The sequence below is a fragment of the candidate division WOR-3 bacterium genome, from assembly GCA_039804025.1.
In the GTDB taxonomy this organism is placed as follows: Bacteria; Hydrothermota; Hydrothermia; order Hydrothermales; family JAJRUZ01; genus JBCNVI01.
The window spans coordinates 17,826-42,707 of record JBDRZP010000003.1 but is presented as its reverse complement, the minus strand read 5'-3'; the positions used below and the strand labels follow the sequence as shown (position 1 = coordinate 42,707).

26 protein-coding genes and 2 tRNA genes are annotated in these 24,882 nt (G+C 30.4%); 27 read left to right on the top strand and 1 reads right to left on the bottom strand.

Going from position 1 to position 24,882, the window contains the following annotated elements:
* Positions 1–7: 7 nt before the first annotated feature.
* Entirely contained in the window at positions 8–1,234 is a 1,227-nt protein-coding gene (locus ABIN73_02005; protein ID MEO0268498.1) for a type II secretion system F family protein, read from the bottom strand.
* 123 nt (positions 1,235–1,357) lie between these two features.
* On the opposite strand from ABIN73_02005, the gene ABIN73_02000 reads away from it, so the two are divergent.
* The 27 genes from ABIN73_02000 (at position 1,358) to ABIN73_01870 (ending at position 24,863) form a co-directional block, all read left to right on the top strand.
* Positions 1,358–1,431: transfer RNA gene (locus ABIN73_02000), tRNA-Arg, on the top strand.
* A gap of 15 nt (positions 1,432–1,446) precedes the next feature.
* A complete protein-coding gene (gene cas6 / locus ABIN73_01995) occupies positions 1,447–2,181 on the top strand; it encodes a CRISPR-associated endoribonuclease Cas6 (protein MEO0268497.1) in 735 nt (244 codons plus the stop codon).
* 19 nt (positions 2,182–2,200) lie between these two features.
* Positions 2,201–2,647, top strand: coding sequence for a chemotaxis protein CheW (locus ABIN73_01990; protein MEO0268496.1), 447 nt, complete (start codon positions 2,201–2,203; stop codon positions 2,645–2,647).
* Between the two features lie 11 nt (positions 2,648–2,658).
* A complete protein-coding gene (locus tag ABIN73_01985; GenBank protein MEO0268495.1) occupies positions 2,659–3,027 on the top strand; it encodes a response regulator in 369 nt (122 codons plus the stop codon).
* Complete coding sequence (locus ABIN73_01980) at positions 3,024–4,814, top strand: chemotaxis protein CheA (GenBank protein ID MEO0268494.1); 1,791 nt, start codon at positions 3,024–3,026, stop codon at positions 4,812–4,814. Before ABIN73_01985 ends, ABIN73_01980 begins: the two co-directional genes overlap by 4 nt.
* Position 4,815: 1 nt before the next feature.
* Positions 4,816–5,424 (top strand): chemotaxis protein CheC, encoded by a 609-nt coding sequence (locus ABIN73_01975; GenBank protein MEO0268493.1) that lies wholly within the window; start codon positions 4,816–4,818, stop codon positions 5,422–5,424.
* A complete protein-coding gene (locus ABIN73_01970) occupies positions 5,421–7,844 on the top strand; it encodes a tetratricopeptide repeat protein (GenBank protein ID MEO0268492.1) in 2,424 nt (807 codons plus the stop codon). The genes ABIN73_01975 and ABIN73_01970 overlap by 4 nt, the downstream gene beginning before the upstream one ends.
* Positions 7,844–8,968, top strand: a complete 1,125-nt coding sequence (locus tag ABIN73_01965) for a DUF4388 domain-containing protein (protein MEO0268491.1) — start codon at positions 7,844–7,846, stop codon at positions 8,966–8,968. Before ABIN73_01970 ends, ABIN73_01965 begins: the two co-directional genes overlap by 1 nt.
* Positions 8,965–9,552: a hypothetical protein gene (locus tag ABIN73_01960; protein MEO0268490.1), complete on the top strand. Its 588-nt coding sequence runs from the start codon at positions 8,965–8,967 to the stop codon at positions 9,550–9,552. Before ABIN73_01965 ends, ABIN73_01960 begins: the two co-directional genes overlap by 4 nt.
* Positions 9,540–9,878 (top strand): hypothetical protein, encoded by a 339-nt coding sequence (locus ABIN73_01955; GenBank protein MEO0268489.1) that lies wholly within the window; start codon positions 9,540–9,542, stop codon positions 9,876–9,878. The genes ABIN73_01960 and ABIN73_01955 overlap by 13 nt, the downstream gene beginning before the upstream one ends.
* A 1-nt stretch (position 9,879) precedes the next feature.
* On the top strand, positions 9,880–10,527 hold the full coding sequence (locus ABIN73_01950; protein ID MEO0268488.1) for an MBL fold metallo-hydrolase: 648 nt from the start codon (positions 9,880–9,882) through the stop codon (positions 10,525–10,527).
* Complete coding sequence (locus ABIN73_01945) at positions 10,503–11,492, top strand: SAM-dependent methyltransferase (protein ID MEO0268487.1); 990 nt, start codon at positions 10,503–10,505, stop codon at positions 11,490–11,492. The genes ABIN73_01950 and ABIN73_01945 overlap by 25 nt, the downstream gene beginning before the upstream one ends.
* Before the next feature lie 16 nt (positions 11,493–11,508).
* A complete protein-coding gene (locus ABIN73_01940; GenBank protein MEO0268486.1) occupies positions 11,509–12,087 on the top strand; it encodes an SIS domain-containing protein in 579 nt (192 codons plus the stop codon).
* A gap of 10 nt (positions 12,088–12,097) precedes the next feature.
* Complete coding sequence (gene thyX / locus ABIN73_01935; protein ID MEO0268485.1) at positions 12,098–12,781, top strand: FAD-dependent thymidylate synthase; 684 nt, start codon at positions 12,098–12,100, stop codon at positions 12,779–12,781.
* Positions 12,747–14,018, top strand: a complete 1,272-nt coding sequence (locus ABIN73_01930; GenBank protein MEO0268484.1) for a hypothetical protein — start codon at positions 12,747–12,749, stop codon at positions 14,016–14,018. Before thyX ends, ABIN73_01930 begins: the two co-directional genes overlap by 35 nt.
* Before the next feature lie 26 nt (positions 14,019–14,044).
* Positions 14,045–14,117 (top strand) — tRNA-Ala (locus ABIN73_01925).
* Positions 14,118–14,131: 14 nt separating this feature from the next.
* A complete protein-coding gene (locus tag ABIN73_01920) occupies positions 14,132–15,574 on the top strand; it encodes a TldD/PmbA family protein (protein ID MEO0268483.1) in 1,443 nt (480 codons plus the stop codon).
* Between the two features lie 31 nt (positions 15,575–15,605).
* Positions 15,606–16,853 (top strand): tetratricopeptide repeat protein, encoded by a 1,248-nt coding sequence (locus ABIN73_01915; protein ID MEO0268482.1) that lies wholly within the window; start codon positions 15,606–15,608, stop codon positions 16,851–16,853.
* Positions 16,819–17,604, top strand: a complete 786-nt coding sequence (locus tag ABIN73_01910; protein MEO0268481.1) for a hypothetical protein — start codon at positions 16,819–16,821, stop codon at positions 17,602–17,604. Before ABIN73_01915 ends, ABIN73_01910 begins: the two co-directional genes overlap by 35 nt.
* Entirely contained in the window at positions 17,601–18,542 is a 942-nt protein-coding gene (locus ABIN73_01905) for a dihydroorotate dehydrogenase (protein ID MEO0268480.1), read from the top strand. The genes ABIN73_01910 and ABIN73_01905 overlap by 4 nt, the downstream gene beginning before the upstream one ends.
* Positions 18,539–19,234: an orotidine-5'-phosphate decarboxylase gene (gene pyrF, locus ABIN73_01900; GenBank protein ID MEO0268479.1), complete on the top strand. Its 696-nt coding sequence runs from the start codon at positions 18,539–18,541 to the stop codon at positions 19,232–19,234. The genes ABIN73_01905 and pyrF overlap by 4 nt, the downstream gene beginning before the upstream one ends.
* Before the next feature lies 1 nt (position 19,235).
* On the top strand, positions 19,236–20,195 hold the full coding sequence (locus ABIN73_01895; protein MEO0268478.1) for an acyl-CoA thioesterase: 960 nt from the start codon (positions 19,236–19,238) through the stop codon (positions 20,193–20,195).
* A complete protein-coding gene (locus tag ABIN73_01890) occupies positions 20,149–20,739 on the top strand; it encodes an AAA family ATPase (GenBank protein MEO0268477.1) in 591 nt (196 codons plus the stop codon). The genes ABIN73_01895 and ABIN73_01890 overlap by 47 nt, the downstream gene beginning before the upstream one ends.
* 133 nt (positions 20,740–20,872) lie before the next feature.
* Positions 20,873–22,321 (top strand): sodium/proline symporter, encoded by a 1,449-nt coding sequence (locus ABIN73_01885; GenBank protein ID MEO0268476.1) that lies wholly within the window; start codon positions 20,873–20,875, stop codon positions 22,319–22,321.
* A gap of 6 nt (positions 22,322–22,327) precedes the next feature.
* Positions 22,328–23,047 (top strand): DUF72 domain-containing protein, encoded by a 720-nt coding sequence (locus tag ABIN73_01880; protein MEO0268475.1) that lies wholly within the window; start codon positions 22,328–22,330, stop codon positions 23,045–23,047.
* Positions 23,048–24,085, top strand: a complete 1,038-nt coding sequence (locus ABIN73_01875) for a sugar phosphate nucleotidyltransferase (protein ID MEO0268474.1) — start codon at positions 23,048–23,050, stop codon at positions 24,083–24,085.
* A gap of 1 nt (position 24,086) precedes the next feature.
* On the top strand, positions 24,087–24,863 hold the full coding sequence (locus tag ABIN73_01870; GenBank protein ID MEO0268473.1) for an inositol monophosphatase family protein: 777 nt from the start codon (positions 24,087–24,089) through the stop codon (positions 24,861–24,863).
* The last annotated feature ends 19 nt before the right edge of the window (positions 24,864–24,882 follow it).

Sequence of the window (24,882 nt, the reverse complement as noted above, 5' to 3'; positions counted from 1 at the left end):
TCTTTTCTTATTTAGAAAGGCTTTGCATTAAAGTTGGTATAAGTTTGAATATAGGTAAATACATGGCTATAACCATGGTTCCCACAACCCCGCCAAGTACCACCATAATTAGAGGTTCAAGCGCTGATGTAAGGGCATCCACAGCTGCATCCACTTCTTTATCATAGAACTCAGATACTTTTAATAACATTTCATCAAGATTTCCGGATTGCTCTCCTATGTGTACCATCTGGACAACAAGTGGAGGAAATATTCCTGATTTTTGTAAGGGTGAAGAAATTGTTGATCCTTCTCTTATTGAATTTCTTGCTCTTTCTAAGGCATGCTGGACAACTCTGTTTCCAGTTGTTTTGGATGTTATGTCCATTGAGTCTATTAAGGGAACACCACTTCTTAAAAGTGTGGAAAGGGTTCTTGAAAATCTTGAAAGTGCCTGTTTGTGAATAAGGTTACCGATTATAGGAAATTTTAACAAAATTCTATCTATAACTTCCTTTCCTGGATCTGTTCCATACCACATTCTTAATCCCACAACAATTGCAACAATAAATAAAATGATTAATAAAATAAATTTTTTAACAAAATTGGAAAGTCCAATAACCATCTTTGTGAGAAAGGGAAGTTCTGCACCAAAGCCTTCATAAAGATTAGCAAAGGTTGGAATAACAAATACAAGCAGGGCTACTGTTGCTGCAATGGCTACAACTAAAACTATAACAGGGTAAACCATTGCACCTTTAATTTTTCTCTGCAAATCAGCAGTTTTTTCAAGGTATTCAGCAAGACGTATGAGTATCTCACCTAAAGCACCACCTTTTTCTCCTGCTTCTACCATATTAACATAGAGGTCAGAGAAGACTTTTTTATGTTTTCTCATAGAATCTGCAAGAGTATAACCACCTTCAAGGTCTTCTGCAATTTTTCCTATTGTTTTTTTAAGTGTTCTATTTTTAGTCTGAATATAAAGAGTGTTTAAAGCATCCATTAAAGGGAGACCAGCTTCCAACATTGTTGCAAACTGTTTTGTAAACATGGCCATTTCATCAACTTTTATTTTTGCTGGAAAAAGGTCTTCAAGAGAGGGTAATTTCTTTTTTTCTTTAATATTTACAGAAATTGGTATGATATTTCTTTTTCTTAAAGCTGAAATTACTTCCTGCTGTGAATCCGCTGACATCTCTCCTTCAACTGCTCTTCCTTCAGGGGTTCTTCCTTTCCATACAAAAGTTGGCATATCTTATTTTTAAATTTATATAGGATTAGAACCTTTTTAAATATTATAAATAAAAATCATTAATTTGTCAAGTTTAAAAAATTGAAATTTAATTTGTAAAATTTTATAATTTATAAATATACTGCCCCCGTAGCTCAACTGGATAGAGCATCGGATTTCTAATCCGGTGGTTGCGGGTTCAAGTCCTGCCGGGGGCGTATAAAAGAAAGAATTTGAGGCTGAAGCTTCTGGTTGGTGAAGATAAAGAATATAAGATTCCCTGGTCATATAATTATTTTCTTGCTTCTTCTATCTATTATCTTTTAAGCAAATATAGTTTAAAATTTTCATACAATATTCATTCAAAAGGATGGAGTTATAAGAATAAAAATTTTAAACTTTTTTCCTTTTCTCCTCTTTTTCCTCAAAAAATTTCTTTTGAAAAGGATTATATATTAATGATAGGTCCTTTAACTTTTATACTTTCTTCACCAGATTCAGTTTTTATTGAAATTCTTGAAAGTGTTTTAAAAAAAGAAGGTTTTTTGAAACTCCTTTGCTATAATCTTCCTGTTTTAAAAACAAAGATATTTGAAATAAGCGAAATTAATAATGAATTAAAAGCTAAAACACTTTCTCCTCTTGTTGTATCTCAGAGCAAAAAAGAGGGGAATAAAAGTTTTTCAATTTATCTTTCTCCTGAAACCGAGCATTTTTACCATAAATTAAAAGAAATAATAAAGGATAAATTTGAATGTTTTACAGGGGAAAGGCTTTCAGATTATGATATAGAAATAATGTGTGAATCGTATAAGTCAAAGCTTTACTCCATTAAAAACATAAAAGTTAAAGGGTATATGGCTACTTTGAATTTAAGGGGTAACATTCAGGTTTTAAGATTTATAATGGATTCTGGACTGGGAGAAAAAACTTCAATGGGTTTCGGAATGGTGGAAAAAACAAGCTGATTGATTTTATAATTCATTAATGGAAAAAAAACAAATAATTGCTTTTAGAATTTCTGAAAAGGAATTTTCTTTTCTTATGGAAAATGTTCTTGAAATTTCAGAACCAAAACCAGTTGTTCCTGTTCCACTTTCTCCACCACATTTTAAAGGAATTTTTAACTTAAGGGGTAATGTTATACCTCTTTTTGATTTAAAGAAAAGAATGAACATTGAAGAAAATGGAGAAGGTAAAGAAAAGTTTTTTATTATACTTTCTCCTGAGCCTAAAAGAGTTTATGCTTGTGAAGTGGATACAATTTTAGGAGTTTTTGAATGTGAAGAGATTAAAATGGGTGAAATTCCAGAAAATCTAAAAAAAGATATAGATAGGTCCCTTTTAAAAGGTCAAGCTGTTCTTGAGAAGAGAAAATTTTTAATAATAGATCCAAAAAAGATTCCCGGTGAGGTTCAAATCCATTTTAAATAGGGGAAAACTTAATGAATCCGAGAGTATTAATAGTAGATGATGCACAATTTATGAGGAAACTTCTTGCAGATATATTAAAAAAGGGTGGTTATGAAATATGTGGAGAGGCTTCAAATGGTGAAGAGGCTGTAAGACTTTATAGGGAACTTAAACCTGATATTGTGACAATGGATATAGTCATGCCTGATAAAAGTGGAATAGACGCAGTTAGAGAAATAATATCTTTTGATCCTCATGCAAAAATAATAATGGTATCTGCTATGGGACAACAACCCCTTGTTCTTGAAGCTATTCAGGCTGGAGCTAAGGACTACATAGTAAAACCTTTCCAGCCCGCTAGGGTCCTTGAAGCTGTTGAAAGAGTCATAAAGTCAAAATGATAGAAAAAAAATATCTTGAACTTTTTAAAAGTGAGGCAGAGGAGATATTGACAAATTTAGAGAAAAATATACTTGAGCTTGAAAAAAAACCTGATTCAGAAAAGCTATTAAATGAGATTTTTAGACTTGCGCACACTTTAAAAGGAATGGCAGCAGCTGTTGAGAAAAAGAATATAGAAAATTTTTGTCACAGACTTGAAGATGAATTTGATGATTTAAGAAAAGGCAAAAAGAAAGAGCTGGATTTTGATTTTCTTTTTAAAGCATTGGATGCTTTAAAGATGATGATTGAAGAAAAGGGGTCTTTTAGTTTTGATGAGTTAAAATCTTTAAAAGAAAAAGACAAATCCAAAAAGTTCTATGATGTAGAAATATATATTGATCCTCAAACACCTCTTATTGCTGCGAGAATGCTTGTTATTTTAAGGAAATTTAAGGAGAAATTTAATATACTTTTTTCAGAACCAAGTGAAGATGATATAATAAAAGAAAATGTTAGTAATTTACTTAAGATAACACTTGAGACTGAAAGGGAAAAAGAAGAAATTGTGGAGGTGGTTGAGAGTTTTGAAGATATAGAGCATTATTTTATTGAAGAAAAAAAGGAAATAAAGTTAGAAGAAAAAGAATTTGAAATTAAACCTCTTGAAGAAATTAGAGTTAAATCGGAGAAACTTGATACAATAATGGATAGGTTGGGAGAAATAGTTATTGCTAAGGAAAGGTTGTTTTCAAAATTAAGACAAATAGAAGATAGGGAAATACAGGACAATATGGAAAATCTTGAAAGACTTATTTCCTATCTTCAGGATGATGTTATGTCAATAAGACTAATTCCTGCTTTTCAGATTCTTGAGAGATTTAAAAGATTTGTGAGAGATAAAGCAAAAGAAATGGGAAAAGAAGCAGAACTTTTAATAGAGGGGGGGGATATTGAACTTGATAGAGCTTTACTTGAGGAGATGAGAGAACCGCTTCTTCATATAATTAGAAATTCTCTTGACCACGGAATTGAGCTCCCTGAGGAAAGATTAAAATTTGGAAAAAGTAGGAAAGGCATAATTTATATAAAACTTGAAAGGGAAAAAAATTCAGTGACAATTTATATAAAAGATGATGGAAGGGGTGTTGATAAAAATAAGGTTATTAAAAGAGCCATTGAAAAAGGTTTGATTTCAGAGGAAAAGGCAAAGGTTTTAACTGACAAAGAGGTTTTTGAACTTATAACAATTCCTGGTTTTTCAACAAAAGAGGATACTACAATGATTTCTGGCAGAGGGGTGGGGTTGGATGTGGTTAAACAGTTTATAACGAGGATGGGTGGTTTTATGGAAATTGAAAGTGAATATATGAAGGGTACTACTATAAAACTAAAATTACCTCTTTCTCTTGCTATAACAAGAGGTGTGGTTGTTGATGTAGCAGGTAACAGATTCGTTATACCCCTTGTTTTTATTCAGGAAATAATAGAGGGAAGTGAGAGAGATATAAAGAAAATTATGGGCAGAGATTATATGTTAATAAGAGATGAAGTTCTACCATGCATCTGGATGTCAAGGAAATTAAAATTGAATGGTTCAAAAAAAGAGAAGTTTTCAGCTCTTTTGATAGAAAGTGATAGAAAAAGGGCTCTTTTAATAGTGGATAAAGTTATTTCTCAGATGGATGTAGTAGTAAAATCTCTTGATATTTATATTATGAGAATACCCTATGTCTCAGGGGGAACAATTTTGTGGGATGGAACCCCATCAATTATTATAGACCCTTCAAAATTTATGGAGAATTAAAATGAAAGAAGAAGGAATTTTTGGTATTGATGGCTTAAGGGAAGTAGCAAATATTGGTTGCGGTCATGCAGCCACCGCACTTTCTGGTCTTATAAACAGAAAGGTAATGATGAGTGTACCTGAGGTTTTTATAGGTGATATGGGAACCGTTTTTGAAAAAGTTGCAGGTAAGACTGATGAAGAAGCCATTGGAATTCTTCTTTATTTTTTAGGAGATCTTACCGGACTTACTCTCCTTTTACTTTCAAAAGAAGAAGCTATTTCCCTTTTATCCCTTTTAATGAGAGAAAGGGTTTCTGAAATTAATGAACAGGAAGAATCTGCTTTAAAGGAAGTGGGGAATATTATCACAGGAGCATATATGACAGCCTTATCAGATTTTCTTGGACTTTTAGCCCTACCTACGGTACCCTTTTTAAAGAATGATAATATAAGGGCTATTCTTTCAGATGCTTTTCTTCAGATTGAGGCAGAAAGAGGTTTTGCTTTATGCATAAAGTCAATTTTGAAAATAGAAAATGGGATAGAAATAAAGATAGCATTTTTCTTTTTACCTGATGAACACGCAATTGGTATAATTCAGGAAAAATTAAAATCCTTTTTTGAATGAGATCTCCTACTCAGGAAGAGATTAGAATTTTGAAGTCTTTTGCTACAAAGATTGATCCCTTTGATCCAGCAGCTCATAACAATCTTGCGGTAGTTTATTTCAACAGAGGCTTATTTGATGAGGCTATTAATGAGCTTAAAAAAGCTCTTGATATTGATCCAGATTTTAATATAGCAAGAATCAATCTTGAAATAATTTTAAAAAAAACCAAGAAAAAAGAAGATCTTATTGATAAATATTTTAGGAAAGTAGAACAAAATCCTGAGGATATTAATGCAAGGCTTGAATATGCAAAGACCCTTTACCAATTAGCAAAATACTCACATGCTTTGAGGGAGTATAGAGAGGTTTTGCTAAGAGATTCAAAAAATAAGGAAGCAATTAAAGGGGTGATAAGATGTTACAAGAAGATGGGAAAATTTCCAGAGGCAATTGCAGCAATTAGAAGAGCGCAAAGAATTCTACCAGAAGATTTAGATATTAAACTTGATCTGGGAGAAGTTTTATATAATCAGGGAAATTATGACTCAGCAATAAAAGTTCTAAGAGAAGTAATCGAAAAAGACCCAAACAATGCAAAAGCCCATCTTTATCTTTCCTTTGCCCTTGGAGAAAAAGGATATTTAGAAGAAGCCTTAGAAGAAGCTATAAAGGCAAAAGAACTTGATCCCAGAATATCAAAAGTTCAAGGAGCACTTGGTATAGATGAAGAAGCTCCATCTATTGAGGAATTATTACAGGAATCCATAGGAATAATTGAGATAAAAGCAGATCCTTTTGAATCAAGACTTAATCTTCTTGAAGCATACAAAAACAAACTCTTCTTGAGGGAAGCAAAGAATATTCTTGAAGAACTAAAGAAAATGGATGATACAAGACCCGAATTAAAGAAGATAGAGGCTGAGATTTTTCTGCTTGAAGAGAATTGGGATAGAGCTATTTCTTTAATAGAAGAAATTAAAGAAAAGGACTTTCATACATGGAATATGTACGCAATAGCTCTTTCGAGAAGGGGAGATACAGAAAAAGCAAGAAAAATTTTTGAAGGGATAAAGAATTATCCTTATGCTTTAAATAATTTAGCCTGTATAATAGCAAATGAAAATAGAGAAAAAGCCAAAGAATATTTTCAGAGATCCTATGAAATTGAGCCAGGTTTTATAGTTCCACTTTATAATCTATCTCTCATAGCAATTGAAGAGAATAATTTGGAAAAAGCCCTTCAGTATCTTAAAGAAATTAATGAAATTGAAAAGGAGAACCCATTTTATCTTACTCTTTATGCAAAAATACTTAATGAGATTGGAGAAAAAGACAAAGCAAAAGAACTTTTGAGAGAGGCTTTAAGAATAGAACCTGATTTTTCCTATGCTGCCTTTTTGCTTTCAAAAATAAACGGTGAAGATGTTAGTTTTAAGGAAGAAGAAAAGGCAAATGTATTCCAATATCTTTTTGCTATTGAAGGTTCCCCAAGACCTGTTGAATCAAGAATTTTCCCTTCTAAAGAGGTTGAAGAATTTGAAGGCGATAAGTTTCTTGAGTTAAAAAAGGTAAAAATTCTTTTAAAGAATAGGGATTTTGAAAATGCTCTTAAATTACTCCTTCCCCTTAATAAAAAATATCCTGAGGATAAGGAGATTCTTTATTTACTTGCTCTTGCTTATGAAAATCTTGGTTTTTATGAAAATGCAGAGAATTTTTATTTTAAATTACTTAAAGAAAAAGAAGACGATAGAATAAGATTACATCTTGCCCATGTATTTTACAGAACAAAAAGATATGATAGGGCAGAAGAAGAATTAGATAAGATTATAAAAAAAGATAAAGAGTACATTGATGTTTTGCTTTTAAAGGCAAAAATAAAGGAAAGAAAGGGTGAATTGAATGAAGCCTTGGAAGTGTTAAAAAGGGTATTAAAAAAATCTAAACCTGATACTAAGATAATAATGTGGTTTGGTGAATTGCTTGAAAAACTGGAAAGATACGAAGAGGCAAGAAAAGAGTATGAAAAAATCATTAAAGAAGATAGTAAAAATAAGGAGGCACTTTATGCATATGCGAGATGTTCTTTAAAATTAAAAGATGAAGAAAATTTTAGAAATAAAGTAGAAATTTTAAAGAAAGAGGGATTTAATAAATATGCTGACCTTCTAATTGCCATTGATCTTACAGCAAAGGGTAAATATAAGGAAGCTATAGAGCTTTTTAAATCCTTACAAAAGGATTTCTTTTTAAAAGAAGAATTGCATTTCTATTTCGGGGTATGCTATGCTTTAATTGGAAAGTATGCAAAAGCAATTGAAGAATGGACTAAAGTTGTGAGGCTTTCCGAGAATTCACCTCTTGCAAAAAAAGCAAAGGAATACTCAGCACTTGCATTAAAATGGTTAAAAATGCTTGAAAAGGAGGTGAGAATTTAATGCCAATTGAAGGTAAACTTGAAGAACTTTCCCTTATTGATTTTTTGCAGATACTTGCTATGAACAGAAAAACAGGTAAGATTAAAGCTATAAATGAACTTAAAAAGGAGAAAAATTCTGCAGAGATTATTTTAAAGAGAGGTAATTTACAGCTTATAACAATAGTTGGTGATGATTTCTTATATACAAAAATAAAACAGTCAGGTCTTTTGAAAGATTTACAGGAAGATTTAAAATTTAATGAGAAAGAAATTTTAAAAATTGCCTATGAAAAAATTAAAGATCTTTCCCCAATTATAAAAATTTTAAGAATGTCTAATGAAACAAGAATGTTTGAAATTCTTTCCTGGAAAAAAGGAGAATTTAGGTTTGATGAAATAAAAGATGAAGGAGAAGTTTTGCCCGACCCCTTTTCTTTTGATATTCAGGATATTTTGCTTGAAAGTTCAAGAAGACTTGATGAATGGGAAGAAATTTCAAAAAAAATACCCTCCTATTCCCTTGTTCCAGTTTTATCAGAAAAATGGATTAATGAAGGTGCCTCTCATCTTGATCTTTCTCCTCTTGAATGGAAAATACTTTCCTTGGTAGATGGAAGGAGAAAAATTGAGGATATTATGGAAGAATTTAGATTGCCTTCTATTGAAGTAGCAAAGGAGATAATAAGATTACATGAAAGGGGTATTATAGAATTTAAGGAAGTGGATAAAGCTCTTGAGGAAAAAGCAAAAAGAGAGGCAGAAGAGCTTTTTTTAAAAGCAAGGGATATGATAAAAAAGGGTAAATATTTAGAGGCCGAAGCTTTTTTGAGTAAAGCTCTTTCCCTTTATCCTGATTTTATAATGGCTCACCTTCTTCTTGCTGATCTATATTTTCTTTTAAAAAATTATAGACTTGCATCACAGGAGTATTATCAGGTAATAAGAAGGGATCCACATAACCCCTTAGGTTACTATGGTATGGGTTTTGTAAGAGTTAAATTCGGAGACCTTCAGGGAGCACTTAAAGCATGGGAAAAAGCTTATGAATATTCAACTCCTGACTTAAAGGAAAGAATTGATAGACTTTTGTCCCTTCTAAGAACCTTACTTTTAGAAATTGATAAGAGAAAACTCTTAATATGAAAGAAGAAAAACTTTTTTATGATCCGAGGTCCAGCTTGCTTCTTGAACTTGTTGAGGAGTATATTGAACACAACTTAATTATTGAAGCTGAAACTCTTTTGAAGGATTATTTAAGGTCAAGCCCCTTATCTGAAAGAGCTCTTTCCCTTTGGATAAAAATCGCAGAACTTCAGAAAGATAATGAAAAAGTAAATTATTTGAGAGAAAAATTAAAAGAAATAAGGGAAAGGAAAGGAGAAAAGATAATTGAGGAAGTTAAAATTAAACTTGAAGAAAAAAAAGAGATTGAAAGAAAAGAAGAAATTAAACCATCTGAGCAAAAGGAAGAGTTATTTGAATTTTTGAAAGGTATTGATGAGCTGGAAGAAATAAGAGAAGATGATGAACTTTTACCCTTTGTGACAGTTGTTGAAACTTACTTTAAAAAATGGGGCATCGGGGAACCGAGAGAAATAATTGTTGAAAAGGATTTACCAGAAGTAGGTTTCAAGGGAAATGGTAAATGGAAATTTCTTATTTTTAAGGAAAATACAAATTTTGTTACATTAAGATGGATAGTTAAAAAGCTCAAATGGAAGGAATAACAAAAGGTAAGAAAGGTTTTTTTTATTTAAAAGAAATGTTAAGAAATCCTGATGTTAATGGAATTATTGTGACAGATGAAAATGGTAATTCAATTTATGAGGAAGTTTCTTTTAATATTTCGCCCCAGGATAGAAGAGACCTTATTAATTTCTTTAAGAGTTATAATAAAGATAATAGAACAATTTTATATATTTTTACCAAGGAAAAGGTTGTTATATTGTCGAAGAACCCTCCCAAATTTAAAGGCTTCCTTATTACCTTTGCGAGAAAATCTGTAAACCTGGGGCTTTTAAGAATTTATCATCAAAGATTTATAGATCTTTAAATTGAAAATTAAAAGAATTTCTTCCTTTTATTCTGTTTTTTACTTAGTAGAATTTAATGAAAAAAAAATACTTATAGATTCAGGTTCACCATTTGAAAGAAGAAAAATAAATTCTCTTAAAGAAAAATTGGATTATTTACTTATAACACATGGTCACTGGGATCACATTGGAAATGCAAGCTTTTTGCAAAAAAATGGGACAAAAATTTTTATACATGAGAGGGATTATGAATTTGTAAAAAATAAAATCATTCATCTTCCACCATCAAAGGGCACTTTTTATTCAAACATAGTTTATTTTAGTTTAAATTTTTTAAAAAGATTTGCTGACTTTGAAGTTTTTGAAAGGGATAATTTAAAAGATTTAAATGGTATTTATATAATTGAAACACCAGGACACACATACGGTTCTGTTACTTTTAAAATAGAAAATAATTACTTTATTGGTGACACACTGATTGGTCCCAACCCTTTTTTAAAAAGACCAAGGATTTCTTTATTTGTTGAGGATAAAAAAATTTTGAAGAAAACTCTTGAAATTTTATTTGAACTTGAAGGAAGGTTTTATCCCGGGCATGGTCCTTCCTTCACATCATTTGAATTGAAAAAAGCAAAGGATTTTATATGGAGAGAATTAAAGGAAAGGTAATTTCCTTTAAAGATTTTATGAAAGAAGCTCTTTATGGTGAAAAAGGTTTCTATACAAAAAAAGAATTTTTGACAGGTGAAAGGGGTGATTTTGTAACACCTTCAAATTTTTCCTTACCCTTAATTCTATCCCTTAAAAAATTCATAGAAGAAAAAGGGAAAGAACTTAATACTTACGAAATTTTAGAAATAGGTGGTGGTGAGGGAGTATTCTGTGAAAATTTTTTGAAAATTATGAAGAAAATTAAATATTTTTTTTATGAACCTTCAAAAAATCTTTTAAGAGTTGCAAGAGAGAGACTTAAAAATTTAAAAGAGGTAATTTTTCTTGATTCTTTAAAAGAAATAAAAAATTTTAAGGGTTTTATAATAATTATAGAAGTTTTAGATGCTTTTCCTTTCAGAAGATTTGTTAAAATGAGTGGTAAAATATTTGAAATCATGGTTGACCTTGAAAATAAAAAAGAAATCCTTAGAAGGTATGATGACAATTTTTTAGATTACTTTATGGATAAAATACCTGATAATTCTGTTTTTGAATATTCAGATGATATTATAATTTTTTTAAAGGAAATTAAAGATAAAATTAAGGATTCTTTTTTAATTTTTTTAGATTACGCAGAAAGTTTGAATGAGATTATAAAAAAAGGAAAAGGAACAGCAAGGGCTTTTAAAAAACATTCTGTTTCCTATAATTTTTATGATGAAATGGGTGAAAAGGATATAACAAGGACTTTAAATATTGATTTTTTAAAGAAAAAATTTGAACTTTCAGGCTATGAAATTATTGAGATTAAAAAATTAAGTGATTTTTTGAAAGATTATTTAGAGGAAATTTTTGAATATGAAAGAATTCTTGAGAGTAAAGAAAGACTTAAACTAATCAGTCAATTAAATTACTTGATTAATCCCGAAGCCATGGGAGAAATTTTTAAGGTTTTTATTTTAAGAGGTTCAAATCCTTAAAATTACTTTTTTTAAAATGATAGACCTTATTTTATCCGAAATTGAAGAATCAATTGAAATTAAAAAAAAGATTTTAAACTCTGCCACCTTAATAAATGAGGCAGTAAAAATTCTAAATCAAACTCTATTAAGTGGTGGAAAGATTTTAATATGTGGAAATGGAGGTTCAGCTGCTCAAGCCCAACACTTTGCTGCTGAACTTGTTGGAAAATATAGGGTTGAAAAAAGAAAGGGACTTGCAGCAATTGCACTAACCACTGATACATCATCTCTTACAGCAATTTCTAATGACATAGGTTTTGAAAATGTTTTTTCAAGACAGATAGAGGCTTTAGGAAGAGAAGGTGATTCTTTAATAGCAATATCAACATCAGGAAAATCAGAGAATGTTAACAGAGCCTGTAAAAAGGCAAAGGAGATGGGAATAAAGATAATTTATCTTACAGGAGATAAAAATCCACCGGTTCATGAGATTTGCGATGTATTAATAAATGTTCCTTCAAATTCAACTCCAAGGATACAGGAAGTTCATGAATTGATACTCCATATTTTTGCCTTTTTAATTGAAAAAGAAGTAATAAATAGAGCAAAATAACTATTTAACAATGGAATTTAAAGTTCTTGATAAAGGTTTTTTACGCCTTGTTGAATTTATGGGAGGTGATAATTCTGTTGTCCAATCTGCGAGGGTTTCTTATGGTTCGGGTTTAAAAGGAGAAGAAAAGGATAAAAAGCTTTTATTTTATTTAATGGAAAATGAGCATATGACCCCCTTTGAGCATTCGGTTTTTAAATTTCATGTGAAGTGTCCAATATTTGTTGCAAGGCAATGGTTCAGGCATAGATGGGGTTCTTATAATGAAATTTCAGGTAGATATACTGAATACAAGGATGAATATTATTTACCAGAAAAGTTAAGGGTTCAATCAAAAAAAGATAAACAGATGAGTGAATTTGGTGATATTGAGGAGGAAAAGGAGCTATTGAAAAAGATGCAAGATATTTTTGAAAAATCCTTTGAAGTTTATAGAGAACTTCTTGAGAGAGGTGTAGCAAGGGAAATTGCAAGGATTGTATGTCCTCTTTCAACTTATACGCAGTTTTACTGGACAGTTAATGCGAGGAGCTTGATGAATTTTTTGAGGTTAAGACTTGATATTCATGCTCAATATGAAATAAGGGAATATGCAAAATGTATTTTAGAAATTTTCAAAGAAAAAATGCCCTGGACATATGAGGCTTTTTTAAAATACTGTGTTAAGAATAAAGAAAATTATCCTGACTTATAGATTTACTCTTTTTCTTATAATTTTTTTTCTTTTAATAACAAGAATTTTTTACATTCTTGAAGGTTTGAACGAGCCAAGAAGAATTCTTGAATCAGTTTCAGATGCAAAAGAATATCATGAGCTTGCACTAAATTTATCCGAGGGAAAAGGTTTTACAAGAAATGGAAAATTTGAGACTTATAGAACTCCTCTTTTTCCTTTTTTTCTCTCAATTTTTTATAAATTAAATAAATCTCCTTTAACTAATTTTGTTATCAATGTTATTCTTTCTATAATTTTGCTGATTTTTTCTTATAAAAAAATGAAAAAGAAAAGTTTTTATTTATTTTCAATTTTTTTTATTCTTTCACCTAATTTGAATTTTCATTCTCTTTTACCAACAGCTGATTTTTTCTTTGGTTTTTTTCTTTATTTTCTTTATATTTTTTTAAAGGAAAACCGTTTTCTTTTTTCTATTTTAATTCTTTCTCTCCTCCCTTATATAAAACCTGTTGCCCTTTTGTTGCCATTATTTTTATTTATGTATTTTCTTATTATAAGGGAATTTAAAAGAGCCTTTTTTATATTAATTTTCCCTTTAGCAATTTCTTTTGTTTGGGTTTTAATTGTTTATAAAAATTTGGGATTTTTAGGTTTTTCAAGTGTTATCCCTGTTAATTTTTTTTCTTATTATGTTCCTTTTTCTGTTTCTTTAAAAGATAAAATTTCTTTTAGTGAAGCAAGGGAAAAGATGAGTGATGAACTTTTAAAGGAACTGGGAGAAAATTTTAATGAAGGAGATATTTATTATGGGATGATAAAAATTTCTTTAAAAGAACTTAAAAGAACCTTTCCAGAATTTTTAATTTCCCATTTTATATTTTCTTTTAATACACTTTTTTCACCTATTTCATTGAAACCTCTTATAGTTTATTTTTCAGGTAAGGATATTCTTAGAGGGGTTCAACAGGAATTTTTTGGTTTATTTCTTAAGGGAAAAATTTTAAAAGGTATAGAAAAAATTTTTAAAGAAAGAATAATTTTTTTAGGATTAAAGGGAATTTTTATACTCTTATTTTCAATTTTTTTCCATATTTTACTTCTTATTTTATTTTTTAAGAAATTATTAAAAAATTTTAGAGATAGTTTTCTTTTAATATTTATTTTATTTCCTTTAATTTTCTCAACTGGTATTCTTGGAGATGCAAGATTAAGGGTTTTATTTGAAGTTCTTTTGATTTATTTTACTTTCAGTTAAGACTTTTGTCTTATAATAATAGACAAGGGGCCGTAGCTCAGGTGGGAGAGCGTCGGAATCGCACTCCGAAGGTCAGGGGTTCAAGTCCCCTCGGCTCCATAAAAATTTTTTAAATGAGAGAAATTATAAATGAGGCTTTAAATATCTTTGAAATTTTGAAAGTTTCCTATGGAGAAATAAGGATTGTTGAAAAGGAATCTGAATTTATTTCTTTAAGAAACGGAAACCTTGAAATTTTTGCGAGGGATGAAGATAGAGGATACGGAATAAGAATTTTTCATAATGGAGGAATGGGTTTTGCAGCTTCAAATGATTTTAGTAAAGAAAAAATTTTTGAAACTGTAAAACTTGCAAAAAAATTATGTGATGCTTCCAGTAAATATAATTCCTTTGGATATAAACTGGTAAGGGAAGAACCTTCAAAAGGTAATTATTTTTCTTTTGTTGAAATTGACCCCTTTAAGGTTCCTCTCGATGAAAAATTAAAATTCTTATTTGAGATAGATGAGATATTAAAAAATTCTAAGTATGCTGTTTTGAGAAACTGTGTTTTAAGATTTTTTAGAGAAAATAAATATTTTGCTTCCACTGAAGGTCACGATATACACCAGGTAATTTATCATTCAGGAGGAGGTTATTCAGTCTATACCTTTAAGGATGGAATTCTTGAGGTACGATCTTATCCAGAAAGTCATGGTGGTAACTATTTACAGGGAGGATTTGAGGTCATAGATAAAGGGATGTTTAAAGAGAATGCTTTCAAAATAGTAGAAGAGGCTGATAAATTACTTACTGCTCCACCAGCTCCAGAAGGTGAGTTTGATCTTGTAATTATGCCTGGTCAGATGGTTCTTCAAATTCATGAGTCAGTAGGTCACGCTACAGAACTGGATAGAGTTTTAGGTTATGAGGCTTCTTATGCAGGAACGAGTTTTGCTACACTTGATAAACTTTTTAAATTTAGATATGCTTCTCCAATTGTAAATATCACAGCAGATGCTACTTATCCGAAAGGGCTTGGCACATTTGGTTTTGATGATGAAGGAACAAGGGCAAAAAAAATTTATTTAATTAAGGAAGGTGTTCTTTCAGGATATCTTTCATCAAGGGATACTGCAATTCATATTAATTCAGAGTCTTCTGGTGCTGCAAGGGCTTCAAGTTGGAACAGGATTCCAATAGTGAGGATGACAAATATAAACCTTGAACCAGGTGATAAAACATTGGAAGAGCTTATTTCTGATATTAAAGATGGTTTTTTAATTGATGTTAATAAATCATGGAGTATTGATGAAAAAAGGCTTAATTTCCAGTTTGCCTGTGAAATAGGTTACAGAATAAAGAACGGGAAATTAACCGGAGAAATTGTGAGAGACCCCCTTTATTATGGTATAACACCAGATTTCTGGAATTCCTGTGATGGTATAGGGAAAGATCAAATTCTTTATGGGCTTTTAACCTGTGGAAAGGGTGAACCGGGTCAATCTATGCATGTAGGTCATGCTTCTCCTCCTGCAAGGTTTAGAAAAGTAAAGTTTGGGTCTGGATCTACATAATTATTTGTTTAAGAATTTAATTTTTCTTTTTTTGATTTTATCTTCTTGTGCTTTTTTCAGGAGTTATTTTAATACATATTATAATGCCAAAAAATATTACAGAGATGCAGAAAAAAGATTCTTTCAAAATAAAAAAAACTTGACTCAGGAGATTAAAACTTTATATGATAAGTCCCTTGAAAAGTTTTTAAGAATTATAAAATATTTTCCTGATTCTCCATTTTTTGATGATGCTATTTTTTATTCAGGTATGATTTACATAAGAATAGATGAAAAATCAAATGCAATTAAAAAGTATGAAGAACTTCAAAGATTTTTTCCAAAAAGTTTTTTTACATTTATTTTTTGTGATTCTCTTTTAAATTATCTTTTCCAAAAAAAAGACCTTGAAAATTCTCTTTTTGTTCTTTCTCTTTATCCAAAAAAAGAAAGTCCTAAATTTTATTTTTATAAATCAAAATATTTTGAAATAAGCGAAGAATATGACTCTTCACTTTACTATTCAAGGAAGGTAATATCTAATTCTTCTTTAAAGGAAAGAGCAATACCTATTTATGTTCGTTCTGCTTTAAAGATAGGGATGGTGGATTCAGCTATGCGTTTTATTAAGGATCTGGAAAAAAATAAAGATTTATCTATTTTACTTGCTGAGGCATACAAGGAAAAGGGAGATTTTGAAAAAGCAAAGGAGATTTTAAAAAATTTTGATTCTGAAAATAAAAATTATGAGGTATTAAAAATTCTTCAGGAAATTTACATGAAAGAGAATAATATTTCTGAATTGAAGAGACTTTTCAAAAATTTTATGTTAAAGGGGGAAGATTATATTAAAAAACAGGAAATTGGATTTGAACTTGCCAAGATTTACTTTGAAGAGGATAGCTTAATTCCTTTGAAAGATATATTGTCTGAAATTAAGAAATTTTCTCCTTCAACAAATTACGGAGTAAAGTCAGGTGTATGGTTAAATTTGATTGAAAATGAAGAAAAGTTAAAGGATTTAGAAGGAAATAAATTGAAGGAGGAAATGCTTAAAATTGCTGAATCCTATTATATTGACCTTGGATTATATAAAAAAGCTTTAAAACTTTTTGAAGAGTATGTAAAAAATTTTTCAGAAGATAGAGAAATTCCACGGGTTTTATACCTTATTATATTTATTTACAAAAACTTTTTAAAAGATGAAATGAAAACTAATGAATTTTATAAGATTTTAGAAGAAAAATATAAAGGGAGTTTTTATTATGTTATCTCGAGAAATTTACTTGAAAAAAATTGAGGGTGAGATTTTAAACAATATAGACTTAGGCGATGGAATGTTTCAGCTATTAATTTCAGCAGAGGAAATTGCAAAAAGGGTAAAACCAGGTCAATTTGTTAATATTAAAGTTCAGAATTCTCTTCATCCTTTTATCAGAAGACCCTACAGTGTATGGAATGCTGAGGATGACGTTATTGAATTTTTAATAAAGGTTTTAGGTTCGGGTTCAAGATTGCTTTATGAAAGGAAAAGAGGAAAAATAGATCTTATTGGGCCACTCGGTAAACCTTTTCCAGACCCACCTTCTGATCTTGAAATAATTCTAATTGGAGGTGGAACAGGTATAGCACCACTTATGTTTTATGCAAAGTATTATTCTTTAAGTTCTTTTAAGATTATTTATGGATTAAAAACAGCTCCGAATGAATACCTGTACTCAAGGATTCAGGAAATTACAGATAATGTATTTATATGCACCGAAGATGGATCGTTTGGTTTTAAAGGACTTGTTACGGATTTTGTTAAGGAACTTATAGAAGATAGATATATAATTTTAGAAAAATCGATGTTTATAATTTGTGGGCCACTTCCTATGTTAAGGGCTTTTAAATTTTTACCACCTGAAAGAACATATGTTTCAATGGAAGGCACTATGGCTTGTGGTTTTGGAATATGTATGGGTTGTGCTGTTAAAAGCAAAAGCTCTAATAATTATTTAAGAACCTGTACAGAAGGTCCACTATTTAAACTTTCTGAAATAGAAATATGAATTTAGAAGTTAACCTTGCAGGTTTAAAGTTAAAAAATCCATTTATGCCTGCTTCAGGAACATTTGCTTATGGTACAGAACTTATTTATCATACAGAGGCTATAAATATAAAGGAATTTGGAGCAATTGTCACAAAGGGGATAAGTATTAAGGAAAGAGCAGGAAATCCACCTGAGAGAATTGCTGAGGTACCCTGTGGCTTACTCAATTCAATTGGGCTTGAAAATGTGGGTATAGAAAGATTTATAAATGAAAAATGGCCTCTTTTGAAAAAACTTGATATACCTGTTATTGTGAATGTCTTTGGTGAAAAAGAAGAGGAGTTTGAATTTTTAGCAGAGGAGTTGGATAGAGCCTGTGTTCATGCTATTGAACTTAATTTATCCTGTCCTAATGTTGATAAAGGTGGTATGGAATTTGGGCAGAACAAAAAAAGTGCAGGAAGAATTGTTGAAATTGTAAAAAATAAATTTAAAGCTGGTCCTGTTTTTGTAAAGCTTGCTCCTAATTTTGTTAATATTATTGATATTGCAAAGGAGTGCGAAAAAAAAGGTGCTGATGGACTCTCTCTCATTAATACAATAATGGGGATGGCTATTGATGTGGAAAGAAGAGAGTTTGTAATTCCAAGGGGAGTTGCCGGTCTTTCTGGACCTTGTATTCATCCAATTGCACTTTATATTGTTTACAGAGTTTATCATGAGGTGAAAATTCCAATTATAGGTATTGGTGGAATTTATGATTATAAATCAGCTCTTGAATTTTTAATGGCAGGTGCGAGAGCCTGTCAGATAGGAAGTATGCTTTTTGTGGAGCCTGGAATAATAAATAAAATAATAAAGGATACAGAAGAGTATATGAGAAGACATAAAATTAATGATATTAAAGAAATAATAGGCTGTATGCAAATAAGAAAAATAAGGGAGGAAAAACCTTGACAGAAATAATAATTGCCCTTAATACGAATAAAAAAGATATTGCTGAAAAATGGGTGAGTGCACTTTTTCCCCTTGTTAAATGGTTTAAAATTGGATACCCCCTTTATATAAACGCAGGTAATAAATTTGTGAAAGAGCTCAAGGAAAAAGGGGCAAAAGTTTTTCTTGATCTTAAACTCTTTGATATTCCTTCTGTTGTTTCTCTTGCAATAAAGGAAATAAATGAATTGGGTGTAGATATGATAACTCTTCATACTCTTGGTGGTTTTGAGATGCTTGAATCAGCTTGTAAAACTTTATGGGAAGTTGAAAAGGGAAAAAGACCCTTACTTATAGGGGTTACAATTCTTACAAGCATGTCTGAGGCAACATTAAAGGATGTATCAGATGCGAGAAAGACAATGGATGAAGAGATAGTGACCTTAGTAAGGCTCGCAAAATCTGCTGGACTTGATGGAGTTGTAGTTTCGGGTGAAGAGATAGAGATTGTAAAAAATCTTTGTGGTAAGGAATTTATAACGGTTGTTCCCGGAATAAGGCTTGAAGAAGATTTACCTTTTGATCAGGAAAGGATAATTACACCAAGAAAGGCGAAGGAAAAAGGAGCAGATTTTTTAGTTGTTGGAAGACCTATTACCCATTCTGATAATCCTCTTGAGAAGTTAAAAAGGTATTTAGAAGAGATAGGTTAAATTGGAAAAAGTATCTATTGGTAAAACAAAATCCGAGTATATAAGGGTAGTTTTTCCCGAGCATGCTAATTCAATAGGAAGTTTATATGGTGGTTATATGATGAGATGGATACTTGATGCAGGTACTCTTCTTGCTACTAAATTTACAAAAGGTCCCTGCGTAATTGGCTCAATGGATTCAATTGATTTTATTAAACCTGTTAAAATCGGAGATATTTTACTTTTTGAATCTTTTGTTGAATATGTTGGTAATACTTCAATTGAGATAGGTGTTAATGTTTTTTCAGGGAGATATGACAAAGAAGAACTTGCATGTATATCAAACCTATCTTTTGTAGCACTTGATAGTGAGGGTAATAAAAGAATAATTGATAGAAAAGTTTACCCTGAAAATGAAGAGGAAGAAAAAATTTACAAAATGGCAATTGAAAGAAGAGAGAGAAGGAAAAAGAGAATTTTAGAGTTTAAAAAAAATCCACCAGAGTTTAGCACTTTAGAGACTAAGTGGTCAATAACTGCTCACAGAGTTATTTTTCCTGAAGATACACTTTTTTTAAAAAGAGCCTATGGAGGGAAAGTATTAATGGTTATGGATGAGCTTGCTGCTATCCTTGCGAGAAAGTATGCAAAGGGAATATGTGTTACAGCATCTGTTGATGAAATGGATTTTCTTGCCCCTGCTTATATAGGAGAAATTTTAAATATGGAGGCTTATATAACATCAGTATTTAATACAAGTTTAGAAATTCTTGTAAAGGTTTTTGCTGAGAATCCTGAAAAGGGAGAGTTTAGACATGTGGTTAGTTCCTATATGGTTTTTGTTCATCTTGATGAGAAAGGAAATCTAAAAAAGTTACCTGAATATGAAATTCAAAAAATTCTTGAAGGTGCAATCTTGAGGAAAAAGATAAGAGATGAAAGAAGGAAAAAAATTAAAGAAATCCAAATTAAAAAAGAATAAACCTTTTATTATAGCTGTAAGTGGTTTTACAGGCGCTGGAAAATCTTTTGTTGCAAATGTAATAAGTAAAAAAATTGATTGCGTAGTTTTAAGGTCAGATGTTATCAGAAAAGAAATTTCCGGAATAAATTTAAATCAACATGTTTATGAAGATTTTGAAAAGGGAATTTATAGCAAAGAAATGACAGAGAAAGTTTATAAGGAAATGTTTAAAAGGACTAAAAGATATTTAAGAGAATCTAAAAATGTTATTCTTGATGCAAGTTTCCTTGATAAGAATAAGAGGGATAAATTAAGGGAAGTTTCAAAAGAATTAAATGTTAAGCTTTTGATTCTTTGGGTAGAAACGCCACCTGATTTAATAAAGGAAAGACTTTCAAAGAGGAAGGGAGATGTTTCTGACGGGAGATGGGAAATTTATTTAAAACAAAAGGAAAAATACGAGAAACCAGATGAAAAAGATATAGTTTTTATTGAGAGTGTTAATAAGAAAGAATTAGAAAAGATTCTTGATGATATTATTTTACGTTTTTTAAGCACTTGAAAATTCTTCTTTAATTTTCTTATAAAATATTTATGAAATTGTTAAAGGATTTAATTTTATTTTTAATTTTTATAATAATTCCAACTTTTTTAATGTGGTATTCGGTATTAAGATATGTAAAAGGGGATAAAAAATGAATGCTTCTCAATTTGCTATCTGGATAACCTTTGTATTTTATCTTATTCTCTTAATAACAATTGGTTTTATAGGAGAGAAAAAATATTCAAAAACCTATGAAGATTTTGTAGTTGCAGGAAAAAATCTTGGTAAATGGGTTACAGCTATTTCTGCTTCAGCTTCTGCTGAAAGTGCATGGTTAATTTTAGGTCTATCCGGTTACGGTTTTGTTCATGGTTTTGGTTCATACTGGATTGCTCTTGGGGGAATTCTCGGTTACTGGTTCAATGCTTTGTTTATAATTTCAAAATTAAAAAGAGAAACGGATCTATATAAAAGTGTCACAATTTCCGATTATATTGAGTATAAATTAAAGGATAAGAGTCACATTTTCAGAGTTTTATCAAGTCTTATTATTGTCTTATTTATGACTGCTTATGTTGTTGCACAATTTACAGGTTCTGGTAAACAGCTGGAAGGAATGGGACTTACAAGTTACAAAACTGGTGTTTTTATAGGTGCTTTTATTATTGCAATTTATGTTATTATGGGGGGTTATGCAGCTGTATCCTATACTGACCTTTTACAAGGGCTTTTAATGGTTTTTGTCCTTGTTATCTTTCCTGTTATAGCAATATTTATTTCTGGAGGACCATTAGAGTTTCTGAAAAAAGCATCTGAAATAAGTCTTACACAGCTCTGGGGACCTCAAAATTTCTCTCTTTTTATTCTTGGTTTTTTAGTAGGTGAGGCAATTGGAATTGCTTTTGGTTATCCTGGTATGCCCCATGTAATCATAAGGTATTTTACAGTAAAAGATGAAGAAGAAGGTAAAAGGGCGGGTTTCATTGCTATATCCTGGGCAATTTTATCTTACTTTGGTGCCTGTACTCTTGGAATAGCAGGTAGAGTCCTGGTTGAGATGGGGAGATTATCTCTCCCTTCCGATCCTGAAAAGATTTTACCTTTATTTACAAGTTCCTTTTTACATCCTGTGCTTGCAGGTATTATTCTTTCTGCTGTAACTGCTGCTATTATGTCCACTGCGGATTCTCAATTAATGTATTCATCAACAACTTTAATAAATGACCTTTTTCTTGCTTTTAAGGGTAAAAGACCAGGGCAAAAATTTCTTGTTTGGGGAACGAGATTTTTAATACTTATTCTTTCTCTAATTGCTATTTTCTTGGCTTTAATAGAGGTCAGGTTTATTTACAGGTTTGTTTTATATGCCTGGAGTGCGCTTGGTGCTGCCTTTTCACCAGTAATAATTCTTTCCCTTTATGATAAAAAATTCAATAGGTTTGGAGCAATATCCTGTCTTATAACAGGTCCTCTTGTTACTATATTATGGAAGGATGTTTTTAAATTGACAAAATACCTCTATGAACTTTTTCCAGCCTTTTTAATAAGTTTATTACTTGGTTTTCTTATAAGCAGAGTTTTTAAAGATAAAGAGCCTTAATTTTTTATGAAGATTTACATAGGGTTATGTGCTTCTCCCTCAAGGAAAAACTATTTTGATTTTTTTAATACCTGTGAAATTCAGGAGACCTTTTATACTGTGCCAGGAGAGAAAAAGGCTTTAAATTTGAGAAAAAAAATAGAAAATTTAAAAGATTTTCATCTTTTTTTAAAGGCACCCCAGCATATAACCCATCCGGCTTCTTCTCCTACTTACAAAAGGTCAAAAAAAGATTACGGTGAAAGGGGAAATTATGGTTTTTTTAAAAATACAGAAGAAGTAGAAAAAGCGTGGCTTGATATAAAAAGATTTGCTGAAATCTGTAATGCAAAGGGTATAGTATTTCAAACTCCTTCTTCTTTTAGTGAAACAGAAGAGAATATAAAAAATATTAAAAATTTTTTTAAAAATAAAGATGGCTTACTGTTTTTCTGGGAAGCAAGAGGAAATTGGAATAAAAATACTCTTAAAAGAATATTTGAAGAATGTAAAATTTTTCAGGCAGTTGATCCTTTCCATCAGGAAGTAATTGTTGAGACTTCCCCTATTTATTTAAGGTTGCATGGAAGAAAAATGTATAAATACAAATTTAATGAAGCAGATTTTGAAGAAATTAAAAAAATAATAGAAAGTATTAAAGGAGAAGTTTTTGTTTTGTTTAATAATATATATATGTGGGAAGATGCACAAAAATTTAGGGATTATATTTTAAAGGAGGGTTTTTAAATGGAGAATTTCTTTGCGGTAATTATGGCTGGTGGAAAAGGTGAAAGGTTGTGGCCACTTTCAAGAGAAAAAAAGCCAAAACCTTTTATTGAAATACTTGATAAACCTCTTATAAATCTTACCTATAATAGATTAAAAAAAATAGTTCCTGAAAAAAATATAATTGTAATAGTTCCTTCTTATCTTGCAAATATTACTAAAAAATATCTACCGGGTGTTAAAATTTTAAAAGAACCATTTCCAAAAAATACCCTTGCTACATGTATTTACAGCACTTTTTATATATATAAAAAATCAAAGGATGCTGTTATAGGTATATTTCCTGCTGACCATATAATAAAAGATGAAAAAATTTTTAACAAGATAGTAAATTTTGCCTTTAAAAATGTTAAAGACTCTATTATTACTTTTGGAATAAAACCTAATAGACCTGAAACAGGTTATGGCTATATAGAGCTTGGTAATTCTCTTTATAGAGAGGATAACCTGGAAATAAGGGAAGTTTTAAGATTTCATGAGAAACCAGATAAGGAGAAGGCTTTAAATTATTTAAAAAGAGGAAATTTTATGTGGAATTCAGGAATTTTTATCTTTAAGGCTGAGGGCTTTTTTAATATATTAAAAGAGGCAAATCCTTCAATTTATGAACTTTTGAAATATCTTGAAAACAAAAAGGTAAAAAAATTTTTTGAAATGATTCCTGAAACTTCAATAGATTATGGTGTTTTAGAAAAAACAAATAGATTGAACTCTATTCCATCAGATTTTGGGTGGGAAGACCTTGGTTCTTTCCTTTCCTTTGAAAATGTTTTACCGAGGGATAATGAGGGTAATACTTTTAAGGGTAATCCAATTTTTCTTGATTCAAAAAATAATATAGTTTTTTCAAAGGAAAAAAAGGTTATATTTTATAAAATTGAAAACCTTGCTTTTATTGATTCAGGTGATATTATACTTGTTTTTCCTAAATATGAATCTCAGAAAATAAAGGAGCTTTTGAAAGAACTTAAAAAAATAATGTCCAAGAAGTATTTTTAAAATGAGAAAAATTTACGAAGAAATTCTTGAAGAATTTAAAAAATGTGCCCTGAAGGCAGGTGATATTCTTATAAGAGAATATAGAAAAAATAGTTTGAAATATAAAGAAAAAATGGAAAGAGATTATGTTTCTGAGGTGGATTTTAAAGTGGAAGAGGAAGTTAAAAAAATTCTTTCAAAAAAATTTAAAAATATTCCTTTTTTAGGTGAAGAGATGGGTGGAAAAAATGTTGAAGAAATGTTTATATGTGACCCCCTTGATGGAACGAGAAATTTTATTCAGAAATTACCCTTTTTTTCCTTTTCAATTGCGTATGTAAAAGAGAGTGAACCTTTTGTAGGGCTCATCTATATTCCCCTTTTAAATGAGCTTTTCTATGCAATAAAAAATAAGGGTGCCTATTTAAATGGGAAAAGGATACATGTATCAAGGAAAAGAAAGGGATTTATAATAGGAACAGGTTTTCCATTCAGAAGGAGGGAATACTGGGATTTGTATTATAGAAAATTTAAAGAAGTTTTTGAAAGTTCAGATGACTTAAGGAGACCTGGTTCAGCATCTCAAGACCTTGCCTATGTAGCATGCGGAAGATACGATGGTTTTTTTGAATTTGGACTTTCGCCTTGGGATATCTTTGCCGGGGTTTTAATTGTTGAAGAAGCAGGAGGAAAAACAAGTGATATGGAGGGTAAAAGGAATCATCTAAAAACAGGAAATATAATAGCAGGAAATATACACGCCTATAACTTGTTATTGAAGATTTTTAAAGGCATATAAAATTTGAATTTTTTAAAAA